This window comes from Sorangiineae bacterium MSr11954 (genome assembly GCA_037157815.1).
Lineage (GTDB): Bacteria > Myxococcota_A > Polyangia > Polyangiales > Polyangiaceae > Pendulispora > Pendulispora albinea.
This window is the reverse complement of record CP089984.1, coordinates 6,293,902-6,307,700: the sequence shown is the minus strand read 5'-3', so window position 1 is coordinate 6,307,700 and position 13,799 is coordinate 6,293,902. Positions and strand designations below refer to the sequence as shown.

The 13,799-nt window shown below is 66.5% G+C and carries 15 protein-coding genes; 11 read left to right on the top strand and 4 right to left on the bottom strand.

The window, feature by feature from the left end; translation table 11 throughout:
• Positions 1-21: 21 nt before the first annotated feature.
• Both LZC94_24260 and LZC94_24255 read left to right on the top strand, forming a co-directional pair.
• A complete protein-coding gene (locus tag LZC94_24260; GenBank protein WXB10986.1) occupies positions 22-300 on the top strand; it encodes a hypothetical protein in 279 nt (92 codons plus the stop codon).
• Between the two features lie 15 nt (positions 301-315).
• Entirely contained in the window at positions 316-915 is a 600-nt protein-coding gene (locus LZC94_24255; protein WXB10985.1) for a hypothetical protein, read from the top strand.
• Here LZC94_24255 and LZC94_24250 read toward each other — a convergent pair.
• Entirely contained in the window at positions 880-1,308 is a 429-nt protein-coding gene (locus tag LZC94_24250; GenBank protein ID WXB10984.1) for a thioesterase family protein, read from the bottom strand. The two genes, LZC94_24255 and LZC94_24250, sit on opposite strands and share 36 nt — an antisense overlap.
• Before the next feature lie 167 nt (positions 1,309-1,475).
• Between LZC94_24250 and LZC94_24245 the strand changes: the two genes are divergently transcribed.
• The 5 genes from LZC94_24245 (at position 1,476) to LZC94_24225 (ending at position 7,367) form a co-directional block, all read left to right on the top strand.
• Positions 1,476-2,918, top strand: a complete 1,443-nt coding sequence (locus LZC94_24245; protein WXB10983.1) for an AgmX/PglI C-terminal domain-containing protein — start codon at positions 1,476-1,478, stop codon at positions 2,916-2,918.
• 322 nt (positions 2,919-3,240) lie between these two features.
• Positions 3,241-3,888, top strand: coding sequence for a hypothetical protein (locus LZC94_24240; protein WXB10982.1), 648 nt, complete (start codon positions 3,241-3,243; stop codon positions 3,886-3,888).
• Positions 3,889-4,173: 285 nt separating this feature from the next.
• Complete coding sequence (locus LZC94_24235) at positions 4,174-5,592, top strand: hypothetical protein (protein WXB10981.1); 1,419 nt, start codon at positions 4,174-4,176, stop codon at positions 5,590-5,592.
• Between the two features lie 107 nt (positions 5,593-5,699).
• The gene (locus tag LZC94_24230; GenBank protein ID WXB10980.1) at positions 5,700-6,260 is read left to right on the top strand and encodes a polysaccharide export protein; all 561 of its coding nucleotides are present in this window, start codon (positions 5,700-5,702) and stop codon (positions 6,258-6,260) included.
• Between the two features lie 87 nt (positions 6,261-6,347).
• Positions 6,348-7,367, top strand: a complete 1,020-nt coding sequence (locus LZC94_24225) for an asparaginase (GenBank protein WXB10979.1) — start codon at positions 6,348-6,350, stop codon at positions 7,365-7,367.
• Here LZC94_24225 and LZC94_24220 read toward each other — a convergent pair.
• Both LZC94_24220 and LZC94_24215 read right to left on the bottom strand, forming a co-directional pair.
• On the bottom strand, positions 7,330-8,112 hold the full coding sequence (locus LZC94_24220; protein WXB10978.1) for an enoyl-CoA hydratase-related protein: 783 nt from the start codon (positions 8,110-8,112) through the stop codon (positions 7,330-7,332). The genes LZC94_24225 and LZC94_24220 overlap by 38 nt on opposite strands.
• A gap of 122 nt (positions 8,113-8,234) precedes the next feature.
• Entirely contained in the window at positions 8,235-9,308 is a 1,074-nt protein-coding gene (locus LZC94_24215; protein ID WXB10977.1) for an AI-2E family transporter, read from the bottom strand.
• 52 nt (positions 9,309-9,360) lie between these two features.
• Between LZC94_24215 and mazG the strand changes: the two genes are divergently transcribed.
• The 3 genes from mazG (at position 9,361) to LZC94_24200 (ending at position 12,541) form a co-directional block, all read left to right on the top strand.
• Positions 9,361-10,290 carry a nucleoside triphosphate pyrophosphohydrolase gene (gene mazG / locus LZC94_24210; GenBank protein WXB10976.1) on the top strand — a complete coding sequence of 310 codons (930 nt, stop codon included), beginning with the start codon at positions 9,361-9,363 and terminating at the stop codon, positions 10,288-10,290.
• Positions 10,287-11,462 carry a 23S rRNA (adenine(2503)-C(2))-methyltransferase RlmN gene (rlmN, locus tag LZC94_24205; GenBank protein WXB10975.1) on the top strand — a complete coding sequence of 392 codons (1,176 nt, stop codon included), beginning with the start codon at positions 10,287-10,289 and terminating at the stop codon, positions 11,460-11,462. Before mazG ends, rlmN begins: the two co-directional genes overlap by 4 nt.
• Positions 11,463-11,587: 125 nt before the next feature.
• Positions 11,588-12,541: a prolipoprotein diacylglyceryl transferase gene (locus tag LZC94_24200; GenBank protein WXB10974.1), complete on the top strand. Its 954-nt coding sequence runs from the start codon at positions 11,588-11,590 to the stop codon at positions 12,539-12,541.
• 209 nt (positions 12,542-12,750) lie between these two features.
• On the opposite strand, the gene LZC94_24195 is transcribed toward LZC94_24200, so the two are convergent.
• Entirely contained in the window at positions 12,751-13,044 is a 294-nt protein-coding gene (locus LZC94_24195; GenBank protein ID WXB10973.1) for a hypothetical protein, read from the bottom strand.
• 13 nt (positions 13,045-13,057) lie between these two features.
• Here LZC94_24195 and LZC94_24190 point away from each other — a divergent pair, with 13 nt between their 5' ends.
• Positions 13,058-13,765: a hypothetical protein gene (locus LZC94_24190; GenBank protein WXB10972.1), complete on the top strand. Its 708-nt coding sequence runs from the start codon at positions 13,058-13,060 to the stop codon at positions 13,763-13,765.
• Positions 13,766-13,799 lie beyond the last annotated feature (34 nt).

Sequence of the window (13,799 nt, the reverse complement as noted above, 5' to 3'; positions counted from 1 at the left end):
AGAAAGACTGTGAGGTACGAAATGAACCAGCGCATCGTACGCGTTCTCGGGGCTGCGCTTCTGGCGGGCGCGGCGGTCGTCTTCAGCACCAGCCTCGCGTTCGCCCAGGAAAAGGGCGGAAAGAGCGCGGCGCCGCAGGGCAAGGTGATCACCATCGGCGAGGTGACCATCGTCGGCCGTGTTCAGAAGCCCATCGCCTCGGTGGACGTGAGCAAGATCCAAGCGAAGCTCACCCTGGCCGAGCTGCGCCAGCCGTTTCTCGATCGCATCGAGCAAGCGACGCTCAAAGAGCCGTTTTAGCCCGTTTTTCACAGAGTGATCGCCGTCACCCTGGCCGCGCTGCTCGTCGTCGCGACGTGCATCGGGGCGAGCTTTCGTAGGTTGTACTTTGCAACCACGCCGACCGCGCTCGATCCGGCGATCCTGCTGAAGGAGCTCACCGGGGAAAAAGGCCGCGCGCGCTACCTCGACGTGTGCGCCGCCATCGCGCAGACGCCGGAGGCGGACTGGGAGCGCGAGGTGGTGGCGGCGCTCGCGAGCCCCCCCGAGCTGCGCGCGGCCCTCATCAACGAGCAGCTGAGCGAGCTCGATTTCCGCCTTCAGCGATGGATCCGCGTCCCGCGCGTCTGCGCCAGCATCGCCAGCAGCGCGGGGTTTCTGCTGGCGGCCAGCGCCTTGCGCATCGGCCTCGGCGACATCGACACCGCGGTCGACGCAGACATCACCGAAATCCTCAACCGCGCCGCCTTCGACGCGCTGGGCATCGCCGCGCTGGGCATGTGGGGAACGGTCACGTGCATCTCCATCCAGATGCAAGCGCGCCGCGCGTCCAAAGCGCGCCTTCAGGCGACCGACAAGTGGATCGAGCGCCTCGAGTCGCTAGCTCTCGGTTCGCAGCCCGAGCAGCTCCGGTGACCGAGCCACCGCGCGCCAATGCGAGGCGGGATCGGGGACGAGCTTGCGGTCCTTCAAGTCGAGCAGCCCGCCCACGCTGATGACCTCCGCCGCCAAGGTGCCATCGGAGCGGCGGAATTGCTGCTGAACGCGGAACGTCTTTCCCTCGCCGAACACGAAGGTGCACGAGATGTCGACCTCGTCGTCGGCGCGCAGCTCACGGTGGTAGCGCACCGTGGTCTCCAAGTTGATCGGCCCCACCCCCGAGGCGCGCAGCTCGTCGAACGACACACCGGCCGCGCGGCAAAGCTGCCAGCGCACATGATCGGCATAGTGAATGTAAGCGGCTCCACCGAGGTGCCCGTTCAAGTCGAGCTCGTAAACGCGAACGGAGATCCGAACTTGGAAGGACATGGTCCGTACCTAGCGATGGGCTACGCGTTGGACCAGATGTAGGCGAGGCCGCCCGCCAGGATCCTTTTCGGAGAACACAATTTCAGGTACGGTTGGCGCCGTCGTGTTGCTTCGGGCTGCAGATTCTTAACCGCAGGTTAAAAGCCGAGAATCGGAAGGGCGAGCGAATGTCGCAAACGCACTCGGGGTCGGGGATGGGACCTGGACAGCAACCCGGGCAGCAGCCGGGACAAGCTGGGCAAAATCGCCCGGGGCAGATGACCGCCGTCATGCGCGCGGTCGCCCAGCAGGCGGGACCCAAGGTTCTTCGCATCGGCCTCGTGCAAGGTGGACGGGTCATCGAGGAGCGCATCATCAAGCAGCGCACCAGCGTGACCGTCGGCACCAGCGAAAAGTCGATGTTCGTCATCCCCTCGCAGTCGGTGCCGGCCTCGTTCAAGCTCTTCGAGCTGATTGGGAGCGACTACTACCTGAATTTTCTCGACGGAATGAAGGGGCGGGTCGCGCTTCAAACCGGCATCAGCGACATCGAAGGCCTCCGCGGCCAAGCGCGAAAAGTGGGCAACGCGTACCAGGTGCGGCTCACCGAGGAGGCGCGCGGCAAGATCGTCGTGGGCGAGACCACGTTCCTCTTTCAGTTCGTCGCCCCGCCGCCACCTCAGCCGCGCCCGCAGCTGCCGCTCTCCGTCAAAGGGGGGCTGGCCAGCCAGATCGACTGGGATCTGACCATCATCGCGGCCTTCAGCTTTCTGCTCCACTTCGGCCTCATCGGCGCCATGTACTCGGACTGGATGGATCCCCCGGTCAACGAGGACATCAACATCCAGAGCCTGATCGACCCGCTGAAGAGCTTGCCTGCCACCCCCACGGAGACACCGCCCGAAACGGCCACCTCTCCTGAGGCCAAGGCGACGGCGCCCACCAAGGAGAGCGGGGCGACCAAGACGTCGGGCGGGGGACCCAAGGGCGCGGTGAGCGACAAGGCGGCAGCCGCCCTGTCGCAGCAGGCCGACGCCATGCAAATGCAGATGCTCGCCGCGTTCGGCGGAAACTCCGCGGTGCAGGGCGCGCTCAATCGAAGCGACATTCCGCCGGCCGACTTGAGCGGCGTGGCCTCCTCCGGGGCCGGCGTGTCCAACACCGGCGGCGATCTTCGCCTGGGATCGGGCGGCGGCGGCGTGGTTCAACCGGGCAAGGCCGGCGGCGGTCTGGCCGGCATCGGTAACTCCGGCGGCGGCGGCGTGGGCGCGGGGGCAGGGAAGGAGACGGCCGTCAAAGGCCCGACCGGCGACGCCCAAATCGGCGCCACCACCGCGTCGGTTCCGGTGTCCAACGCCGAGCGCGTGGTGGCTGGCTTGAGGCCAAAGTTCCGCGCTTGCTACAACAAGGGCCTGGCCAGCGATCCCGGCATGGCGGGCGGCGTCACCATCGTCACCAAGGTGGCCCCGAACGGCGAGGTCACGGCGGCCGACGGCTCCAACGTGAGCGGGCTCTCGCCCGACGTTGTGTCCTGCATTCAACGCGTCGTGCGCAACGCGCAGTTCGACGCGCCGGGCGGCAGCGGGTCGACCATCAACATCCCCGTGAAGTTCGTGCAGCAGGGGAAGTAACGCCGGAAACGTCGCGCCGCGCCGCAGAAATCGCGGCGCGCCGCAGCCGGATCGCGCGCACCCTCACGTGGGGGCACGTTTTTCCACGCACGGGGACATGAATGGTCGCGAATCGCCCCGCATCCAACCTCCCGTCACGGAAAAACTCGGAGAAGTAACGGTTTGGTTTTTGCCCGGATGAGTCGCGTGGGGTGGTTGACACCCCTACGGGCCATCGATAGAGTCCGCGAATAACTCGCTCCAGCACGCTGCGGCAATTACTCAGGTGGTGCGTGTGAGAGCTTCGCGGTCCCCTGGCATCACTTGGAGCATGAGGGCTGGAATGCTAGTTCGCTCGCTGTCTCGCAGAAGAATCACCGCACTCAAAACGATCGTCGGCTTTGCGCTGGTTGCAGCAGTGGCAGGCCCCGCGGTGGCGCAGACTGGCACGAATCCGCCTCCCACCGCCCCGGCTGCCCCGCCCGCCGCGGCACCTGGTTCTCCGTCTTCGGACGCCCAGGTTGGATTCCAGCGTCGCACCCAGCTGACGCCTCAGGAAGAAGTTATCGAAGCAGACCGTTCGATCGCTCGGATGGAAGGCTCGGCCACGGGCATCCGCAAGCAGCTCGAGCAAGCGCGTCAGCAGCGGGACGTGGTGAAGACCCTGTGCCTCAACGACAAGCTCTCGCAGACCGATGTGGCCATCCGCTCGGCCCGCGACCGTTCGGCGGCGCTCAAGTCGGCCGCCCAGCGCAACGACACCGAGCTTGCGAACCACGAGTTCACGATTCTAACCGTTCTTCGCCAGCGTTCGGAGCAGCTGACCGCGGAAGCGAATCAGTGCATCGGTGAAGAGTCCGCGTTCATCGGCGAGACCCAGACGACGATGAACGTCGATCCGAACTTGCCGGTGGAAGACACCACGGCATTCCCTCCGATCGACAACATTGGGGTCATCAATCCGCCCCCGTGCACGTCATGCAGTCGCTGACGCGATCTTCGCTCTCGTTCGAGCTCTCGTTTTTTCGGTTCGTTTTTTGAAGTTTTCGCGTTTTTGGCGCTAGGCACGAACCCGCAGTAGCCGTAGTAACCCGAGCTGCTCGCTCAAGTCTGAAAACTTCGAACTCCGTTCACGTTCCCCGCTCACGTCCTCCGTCGGTTCGCGCTCGTTCTACGAGCCGGACTTCACCCTCTCTCTCCTCTTTCTTTCGCGCGATTTCATATGACCACAGCATACCCGTCACGACGACGCACCCTCTCGTGTATCGCTGCTCTGGTGGGGCTTGCTGCACCGTTGTGCGTGCCGCAAACGGCCAACGCGCAAGAGTGGCTGAAGGATCGCCGGTATCAAGAAGGAATCGGCGTCCGCGCGGGGGACTTCGAGCTGCACCCGGGCATCGCGGCCGAAATCGGATACGACTCCAACTGGTTCCTCCGCTCGAACAAGAGCGGCCCCGTCGCGCCTGCGCCGGGCTCCCTCGTCAACGGTGAGCCGCAGGTCAAAACGCAAGATGGAGCGGTTCTGCGGATTACCCCGTCGATCACCTTTTCGACCTTGGGGCCGCAGCGCAGGGCAGGGGACAACCCCGAATTCGTGAAGCCAACGCTCACGTTGCGCGGCGGGCTCTCGGCCACCTACCGTGAGTTCTTCGGTCCGCAGCTGCTCCGCGATCAGCGCAATGTGAGCGCGCAGGCCAACCTCCGGCTGGACGTTCTCGAGGGCCGTCCGCTCGGCTTCGCGGTTTTCGGCGGCTACGAGCGAACCATTCAGCCAAACGTCGTTGGAAACCCGGACCAGTCGTTCAACCGGAACGACGTCACCGGCGGTGCGGAGATCATCACCACCCCGGGCGGCGGCACCTTGGATTGGCGCTGGGGTTACCAGCTGCGCGCGACCTTGTTCGAGGACAGCGCGGCGGTGCCGTACAACAACATCACGCACGACGCGTACACCAAGGGCAACTGGCGTTTCCGCCCGCGCACCGCGCTCCAGTACGATGGAAGCCTGCGTTTTCGCACGTACACGAGCGACGCCGACCGCGCCAGCTTGGCCCTCTACGACTCGACCCCGGTGCGCGCGCGCATCGGCATCAACGGCCTGGTCACCACGCGCTTTGCGTTCCTCGGCCTGGTCGGCTGGGGGTCGAGCTTCAACCGCCCCGGCTCGTACCCCGAGGTGAAGCAGTACAACAGCGTGATCGGTCAGGCCGAGCTCAAGTTCTTCCTGACCCCGCAGCCGGGTGAAGACGTGGCGAACGCATCGCTGACGCTCTCGTCGATCGCCGTCGGCTACAACCGCGATTTCCAGCCCAGCTACCTCGGCGCCCACTACGGGAGCGATCGCGGCTACGCCAAGGTTCAATACATGTTCGCCGGTCGCCTCTTGCTCTCGCTCGAGGGCGGCGTGGGCGCGCTCTCCTATCCGGATATCTACTTTCCGCGCGAGGGAACGACCGCTCCGAACCGGGCGCACGAAGCGTTTACCGATATCCGCGCCGATGGCACGCTCTTCGGCGAATACCGCTTTAGCAACAGCTTCGGCCTGAACACCACGCTCCGCTACACGGCCAACTTCAGCGACACGCAGCTTCCGGCCTCGGCGGTCCCCACGCCGGGCGGCACCAACAGCGGCCAGCTCTACGATATGAACTTCCGCCGGTTCGAAGCGTTCCTCGGCGTGCGTTGGTTCCTGTAAGAACATCTGTTGCATCCGTGAAAGTTCGATTGGCAGCTTCAAATTCGTTCGTCGTTCGATTGGGCCGGCTCGTTGCGTGGGGGGCCACCGTTGCCGCGTGTACCTCGATGGTCTCCTCGAGCGGCTGCTCGGGCGGCGGACCGCCCCGGCCGAACATCCCGGCGCCCATGCAGAGCACGCAGATTGGCGGCGGCGATCGGCTGGAGATCAACGTCGTGGGCGAGAAGGATCTCCCCAAGGAGTACGTGGTCAACCCCGACGGCACGCTCGACTTCCCGTACGCGGGCTCCATCAAGGTGGCGGGCCTCGAGCCGCAGGAGATCGCCGCGCTGGTGCGCGAGCAGCTCATCGCCAAGAAGATCCTCACCGATCCGCAGGTGAACCTCACCGTCAAGGAGTACGCGTCGAAGAAGGTGAGCGTCATCGGGCAGGTGCAGAAGCCCGGGAGCATCGTGTGGATCCCGCGCATGCAGCTGGTGCACGACGCCATCTCGCAGGTGGGCGGCTTTACCTCGCTCGCGCAGAGCAACCGTGTTCTGCTCACGCGCCAGGTGCGCGACAAGAGCGTGACCTACATCATCAACGCGGACGCCATCAGCGAGGGCGCCCAGCAGGACATCCCCCTCCAAGCCGGCGACACCATCAAGGTCGATGCGCGCGTCTTCTGACCCGTGCGCGCCGTGAAATCCGGCGCGCCCCGAGCACCCCGCACGCCTGAAACCCGCCGAGCCCCGGCCCGCGCGAGCCTTCCGCGCGTGCTCCTGCTCATCACGGGCGGCACGTTGTTGATGCGCGGCAAGAAGGTGCTCGAGCCAAACAAGGCGGCCGCGCGCGATCTGGTGGCGGAGGTGCCTGCGCTGGGGCGCATGGCGCGCATCGATACGCGCATCTTGTTTCTCATGGACTCGGGCGACTTCCAGCCCGAGAACTGGGTCGCCATCGCGCGCGAGGTGCACGCGGCCCTGAGCTCGGGCAAGTACGCGGGCATCGTGGTGGTGCACGGCACCGATACGATGGCCTACACGGCGAGCGCCCTGGCGCTGCTCCTCGGGCCCGTGGCGCACCCGGTGATCCTCACGGGCTCGCAGCGCCCGCTCGCGGAGCTGCGCACCGACGCGCGGGAGAATTTGATCACGGCGACCTTGGCCGCCACCATGCCGGTGCCCGAGGTGGGCATCGCCTTCGCCTCGCGGATCTTGCGCGGGGCGCGGAGCATCAAGCGCGACGCGTGGGCGCTCGAGGCCTTCGACTCGCCCAACTGCCCGCCGCTGGTCACCATGGGCGTAGGGGTCGACGTGGGCGGCCATGTGCGGGCGCACGCGGGCGCGCGAAAGCTCTCGAGGTTCGATCCGCGCATCGAGTCGCGCGTGCTGGCCGTGCGCGTGTTTCCCGGCCTCGATCCGGAGCTCCTGAAAGGGGCGCTGCGGGTGGGGGTGCGCGGCCTGGTGCTGGAGGCGTACGGCACGGGGAACCTGCCGCACCGCGGGGCGTCGCTCATCCCGGTGCTGGAGGAGGCGCGCGAGCGCAAGGTGCCGGTGCTGGTGGTGAGCCAGTGCCCGCGCGGCACGGTGGACATCGGCCGCTATGCGGGGGGCGCCGACGCGCTGGCCGCGGGCGCCATTTCGGGCGGCGACATGACGGTGGAGTGCGCGCTGGCCAAGCTCATGATCGGCCTCGGGCGCTACGGGGCAGGCGAGCGCCTCGCGCGCTACTTGGCCACCGACGTCGTGGGCGAGATCACTTCCCTTGGAAGACGGGCTCGCGCTTCTGCATGAACGACATGATGCCCTCCATGCAATCGGCGCTGCGAAGCAGCTTGAGCTGACCTTCGCGCTCGCGCCGCAGGGCGTCTTCGATCGAGCCCAGGCTCGCGTAGAGCGCGCGCCGGATCTCGCGGTACGCCAGCGGCGGTCCCTGCTCGATTTGCTGCGCGACCAGGAGCGCCGACGCCAGCAGCTCCGGGCTCGGCACCAGGCGCGCGACCACGCCCAAGGACAAGAGCTCGGGGCCCATCACCTTGTCGGCCAGGAGGATCATCTGCATCGCCCGGGCGGTGCCCACGAGGCGCGGCAGGAAGAAGGTGCCGCCGCCGTCGGGCATGAGGCCGATCTTCACAAACTTCTCTTGGACGTAGGCCTCCGGGGTGGCCACCCGCAGATCGCAGACGAGGGCCAAATCGGCGCCGAAGCCCACCGCGCAGCCGTCCAGCGCGGCGATGGAGGGCTTCTCGCACTCCACGATGGCCTTGATGAGCGAGTGGTACTCGTCCATGTACATCTCGAGGTGATCCATCAGGTTCGGATCATCCATCAGGTTCTTGCGGAGATCCGCGCCCGCGCAGAAGTGCTGGCCCTGGCCCCGCAGCACCAGGCAGCGCGTCTCGCTGTCGCGGTTCGCGGCGAAGAACGCGTCCCGCACGCCATGGATCACGTCCCGCGTCAGGGCGTTGCGCGCCTCCGGACGGTTGATGGTGATCACGCTCGTACGACCGACCCGCTCCAAAAGGACTGCGCTGCTCATACCAATTAGTTAGTGCACAAAGCTTTTTAGCGCAAAGCAGTCGGCAGCCGAATCATCGGTTGTCATACATATATTTACAAATAGCGGCTGTGTGTCTTTGTGCGTCATTGCGGGGCGGTTGATTACCCCTGGGAGTAAAAATCCGACATGAGGTAAACGCGCACCAGCCGCTGAATGAGGATCTTCACCACGGCCCCCAGCGGCACCGCCAGGAGCACCCCGAGGAACCCGAAGAGCGAGGCGGCGGCCATCATCGTGATCAGCACCTCCAACGGCGCGAGGCCCACGGAGCGTCCGACGATGCGGGGGGTGATGAGGGTGCCGTCGAGCAGCTGCACGCCGCCCATCACCGCGAGGACGCCGAGCAGGCGCCCGGGCCCGTGCCAGTCGAGGGTCGCCATGGCCAGGGCCACGAACAGACCGGTGAAGAATCCAATGTACGGCACGAAGGCCAGCATCCCCGTCATCACGCCGATGGCGACGGCGAGCCGGATATCCACGATGCGGAGGCCGGTGGCGTAGAGGGCGGCCAGCACGAAATTGGCGGTGAGCTGCCCGCGCACGTAGCCGCCGAGGGTGCGGTGAACCTGATTGGCCACGTCGTTCACCGGCAGCGCCCAACGGCGCGGGACGAGCTGGGCCGCGCGCGCGACGATGCGATCGAAGTCGATGAGCAGGTACAGCGCAAAGACCGGCACGATGAGCGCGCTAAGGACCACGGCCACATAGCTCAAGGTGCCAAAGGCCGCGAGGGCGAGCGCGCTCAGCAGCCCCGGACCCTGCTTTTCGAGCCGCTCCTCCAAGGAGTGTCCGAGCTCGCCCAGCGAGTGCGGCACTTTCAGCTTGAAGGAGTTCCAGAGCCAGGGCTCCAGCCGCTCCTCCAGCCCTTCGATCTGCGAGGGGAGATCGCGCGCGGCGGCCCGCAACTCATCGAGAAAAAGCGGGATGGCGTAGATGAGCACCATGATGACCAGCGAGAAAATGCCGATCATCACCAGGATGGCACCGAGCGTTCGGGGGACCTTGAGCTCCTCCAGCCGGTCCACGAACGGGTCGAGCGCGTAGGCGAGGAGGAAGGCAAAAAAGAGCGGGACGATGACCCCGCGAAGCAGGTATCCGAGCAGCATCGTCAGCGCGATGCCGGCCACGATCGCCGTGCGACGCCAGGTGAGGGATAGTTGAGCCCGCGAATCCATCGGTCCCAAAGACCGTATCCCCCGCGCGTGTGCTAGAGCAACCACCCGAACGATGCCCCCCAAACTTGCGCGATTCGACGAAAACGCACCGCGACCCGTACCGCCGCTCGAACAGCAAGACGGCGGCACCTTCCCCCGCCTGGTCGGGGTGATGCAACGCCTGCTCGCCGAAGACGGCTGCCCTTGGGATCGCGAGCAGTCCTTCGAGACGCTCCGCAAGTACGTGCTGGAGGAGGCGTGCGAGGTCATCGATGCCATCGACGGCAAGGACCGGCATCAGCTGCGCGAGGAGCTCGGGGATCTGGTGCTCCAAGTGGTCTTTCAGGCGGAGCTGGGGCGGCGCGAGGGCTCGTTTGCCATTGACGATGTCATCGCCGCCATCGTGGACAAGCTCGTGCACCGGCACCCGCACGTGTTCGGCGATGTGAAGGCCGAGAACGCCAAAGAGGTCCTCGTCAACTGGGAGAAGATCAAGGCCGAGGAGAAGAAGGGGCGCCCCATTCTGGCCGGCGTTCCGCGCAGCCTCCCCGCGCTCACGCGCGCCCAGCGCATCGGCGAGAAGGTCGCGCGGGTGGGCTTCGACTGGGAAAATGAAGCCGGCTCGCGCGCCAAGGTGGCCGAGGAGCTGGGGGAGCTCGACCGCGCCATCGCCAGCGGGCAGACGCGGGCCATCGAGGAGGAGTTCGGCGATGTGCTCTTCGCGCTGGTGAACTTGGCGCGGCACATCGAGGTCGACGCCGAGTCGGCGCTGCGCATGACCATCGACAAGTTCTCGCGCCGCTTTGCCCACGTGGAGAAGCGCGTGCAGGAGAACCACGGCGGCTGGGGCGCTCCTCGCACCAACGAGGCGAAGGACGCGAACGGCGCGAAGGACACCTTGCCGCTCGCCACGTTGGATCGCTACTGGGACGAGGCCAAGGCCGCGGAGGCCCGCGCCAAGAGCTCGAACGGCGTGGAAGCCGCGGGGAAGGTGGAGCCATGATCGCGAAGGCCGAGACGCCGCCGATCGCGCGCACCCCGGAGGAGTGGGGCGAGGCGGTTCGCGCGATGGGCGGGCGCGGCTTTCATGCGCGCCAGATCTTTCGCTGGATCCACGCCCGCGGGGTGACCGAGCCCGACAAAATGAGCGATCTGCCGGGGGCCATGCGCGCGGCCCTCACCGAGGGCGGGCTCGGGCAAGTGGTCGCCATCGCGGAGGAGCGCCGCGCGGCCGACGACACGCGCAAGATCCTGGGGCGGCTGCGCGATGGGGCGACCATCGAGACGGTGCTCATCCCCAATGTGACGGGCGGAAAGAGCTCCTTGCCCAACCCGGTGGAGCAAGACGCCGACGCCTCCGCGGCCGCCGACGACGACGAGGAAGCGGCCGCCGAGACAGGCGCCGATCCGGTGACCCGCGTCACCCAGTGCATCTCGACGCAGGTGGGCTGCGCGATGGGCTGTGTCTTTTGCGCGAGCGGCCAGGCGGGGCTCAAACGCCACTTGGGCGCGGACGAGATCGTGGCGCAGGTGCTCTTGGGACGCAGCCGCCTCGATCCCGGCGAGCAGCTTCGCAATGTCGTCTACATGGGCATGGGCGAGCCGCTGCACAACTACGAGGCCACGGCGCGCTCGCTCGCGCTCCTCACGCACCAAGATGGAATCGGGCTCTCGTCGCGGCGGGTCACGGTGTCGACCAGCGGGTTGGTCCCGGAGATCGAGCGGCTGGGCAAGGATTTCGGCGGCAACATCGGGCTCGCCATCAGCCTGCACGCGGCCGACGACGAGACGCGCTCGCGCCTCTTGCCGATCAACAAGAAATACCCGCTGCCCAAGCTGATGGCGGCCTTGCGCGCGTACCCGCTCCCCAGCCGGCGGCGCATCACCATCGAGTACACCCTGGTCTCCGGGCGCAACGACAACGTGGACGAGGCGCGCAAATTGAGCCGCCTGCTTCGCGGGCTGCCGGTGAAGATCAACTTGATCCCGATGAACCCCATCTCCGAATCGGCGCTGGGTCCGCCCGATCTCTCCTCCGTGCTCGCCTTCCAACAGGTCCTATGCGACGACGGCTACTCGTGCTTCATTCGCCGCCGCCGCGGGGACGACGTCAGCGCGGCCTGCGGGCAGCTCGCGCTCGCAGGGGCGAAACGAAAGATCCGTCTCGTCGGTTGAGCTCTCGCCTTTTGAATGCCTTCTCTCGGAACCCGTACACGTACACGATCCCGTTCCTGAGCGTCTTTCCCGAGAATTTCGGGAACGTGGACGGGGACGGGAACGTGTACGGGTGAGGAAAACCAATGCTCCCCTACATCCACGTTTCGGACATCCAGCTGGGTCCGGTGCCGCTTCATCCCTTCGGTCTCCTCGTGGCCACCGGTGTTCTCATCGGAACGGCCCTCGCCACCCGAAGGGCGCGCCAGCGCGGGCTCGATCTCGACAAGCTCAACTCGTTCATCACCTGGATGCTCGTCGCCGGATTCATGGGCGGGCATATGCTCGACGAGATTTTTTATCACCCGACCGAAATTGCCCGCATCGAGAATGGGCACTTCGAGTGGGTGCGGCCTTGGTCGCTGTTTCTCTTGTGGGAAGGGTTGAGCTCCTTCGGTGGATTCATCGGAGGGCTCATCGGGGTGCTGCTCTGGAAGTTCTATGAGCTCAAACCGAAGTTGAATGTGGGGCCCATTTCCATCGTGTGGTTTACGCGGCGCAAGGACGTGCAGCCGGTGCTGCCGTTCTGCGATTTGATCCTCTCGGTCTTTCCCGTGGCCTGGATTTTTGGCCGCGGCGGCTGCAGCGTGGTGCACGATCACCCGGGCGCGCGCGCGGCGGCGGACGCGTTCTTTGCCGTGGGGTATCCCTTCCAAGATCCCAACCTGCACCCGCCCGTCAAGACGTTCATCGAGCTGCTTCATGGCGATTATCCGCGCTACGATTTGGGCCTGCTCGAGTGGATGTTCACCGTGGTGCTGGCCGCGGCATTTGCGCTCACCTGGCACAGAAAGCTACCGACCGGCGCCTATGTCGTGGCCGTGGCCTTCGCCTATGCGCCGGTTCGATTTGCCATGGACTACCTGCGCATCGTCGACGGGCGAAACGCCGATCCGCGCTACGCGGGCCTGACCCCGGCGCAGTGGTCTTGCATTGGTCTTTTCCTCTTCGGGGCCTGGCTCCTCACCAAGGTGCGCGCCATGCACCTACGCGGTGTCGATCCGATGGATGCCGTTCTCGCACCGCCTCAGGGTGCGTAGGTATCGCAGGTATGTGTAGGATACACCTGCGCAGAAGATCGTCTGAGCCGGTAGCCTCGAAAAGGCACGAAGTCCTGCGCGAACGGCCATAAGACGACGGCTCGGTTCGCCTTTTTTGGCGTCCATCGCTCCCCGCGATAAAATGCCTCATTCGTCTCTCAACTCTGGCGCATTTCAAGCCAATACGGCACCCTCGATAAAGTGAATGATCAAGGTCGATCGCCTCGTCCGGTGAGCAGTCCGCCGCCGCGACCGGCGCCCGCAAAAGTGGCCAATCCGAACGCGCGTCCCCCGGCGCGCCCCGTGACGCCAGGAACCACGAGCCCTGTCCCGCCGCTTGCCACGCGCGCAACCACGCTGGTCTCGCGCCCTCCGCCACCGCCGTCTGCGGCGTCGGCCTCGGGAGCGCCTGCGGGGGGCACCACATCGTCGCCGGGCACCGCGTCGTCGCCGGGCACCGCGTCATCGCCCGGGTCGCCGGGCGTGCCCCCGAAGCCGAGCATGGTCGTAACGGGGGTGATTGCGAAGAATGCGCCGGCAACTCCGGCTTCATCCGCGTCTTCGCCCCCGGACGAAACCGTCCCCGCGCGCCATGCCGCGGTGCCTCCGGCTCCTGCCGCCGCGCCGTCCTCGCCCACGTTGGTCGCGCCGCCGCCGTCTGCTCCCGCGCCGTCAGCTGTTGCCCCGACACCGCCGCAAGCCGTCGTGTCCGCGCAGCGCATGACGCCAACGCCGCCCCCGCCGGCGTCGCAGCGCATTGCCACCCCGGCGCCTTTCCCGGCGGTCGGCGTCGCGACGGCGCAGCGCATTGCCACGCCGGCGCCCAGCTCCACACCGCTCGATCGCTACTCGCAGACGACGCACATGCCCATCGAGGTGCGCGAGCGCATCCGGGCCATGGTCCGCGAGGCCGTCGACGAGTCGATGGCGCCCTTCGTGCGCTGGCAAAAAGACGTCGAGGCGCGCCTCGAGCGCGAGCGCCGCGGCTCCACGACCCCGTCGGTGGTGTTGGGGTCCAAGGACGATCCCTGGGCGCCCCTCGCACCGGTGGCCTCTTCCGCCCGCGCCGAAGCCATCGTGGTGCCCGCCGGGGGCAAGGTCGAGGTGCCGGACGAGCTCGATGGTGGCCGGCGCAAGCGCTATGTCGGTTGGATCATTGGGACCCTCGTCCTGATTCTGCTGACGGGGTTGGTCTCGGCGGCGCTCACCAGCCAACTGCGTTAGATCACCGCCTCCGAGGGCGATGCGCCGCGTTGTC

Coding starts and splice junctions, on each gene's coding strand:
- LZC94_24260 (WXB10986.1), top strand. CDS start 22: ATGAACCAGCGCATCGTACGCGTTCTCGGGGCTGCGCTTCTGGCGGGC.
- LZC94_24250 (WXB10984.1), bottom strand. CDS start 1,308: ATGTCCTTCCAAGTTCGGATCTCCGTTCGCGTTTACGAGCTCGACTTG.
- LZC94_24245 (WXB10983.1), top strand. CDS start 1,476: ATGTCGCAAACGCACTCGGGGTCGGGGATGGGACCTGGACAGCAACCC.
- LZC94_24240 (WXB10982.1), top strand. CDS start 3,241: ATGCTAGTTCGCTCGCTGTCTCGCAGAAGAATCACCGCACTCAAAACG.
- LZC94_24230 (WXB10980.1), top strand. CDS start 5,700: ATGGTCTCCTCGAGCGGCTGCTCGGGCGGCGGACCGCCCCGGCCGAAC.
- LZC94_24220 (WXB10978.1), bottom strand. CDS start 8,112: ATGAGCAGCGCAGTCCTTTTGGAGCGGGTCGGTCGTACGAGCGTGATC.
- LZC94_24215 (WXB10977.1), bottom strand. CDS start 9,308: ATGGATTCGCGGGCTCAACTATCCCTCACCTGGCGTCGCACGGCGATC.
- mazG (WXB10976.1), top strand. CDS start 9,361: ATGCCCCCCAAACTTGCGCGATTCGACGAAAACGCACCGCGACCCGTA.
- rlmN (WXB10975.1), top strand. CDS start 10,287: ATGATCGCGAAGGCCGAGACGCCGCCGATCGCGCGCACCCCGGAGGAG.
- LZC94_24200 (WXB10974.1), top strand. CDS start 11,588: ATGCTCCCCTACATCCACGTTTCGGACATCCAGCTGGGTCCGGTGCCG.
- LZC94_24195 (WXB10973.1), bottom strand. CDS start 13,044: ATGCTCGGCTTCGGGGGCACGCCCGGCGACCCGGGCGATGACGCGGTG.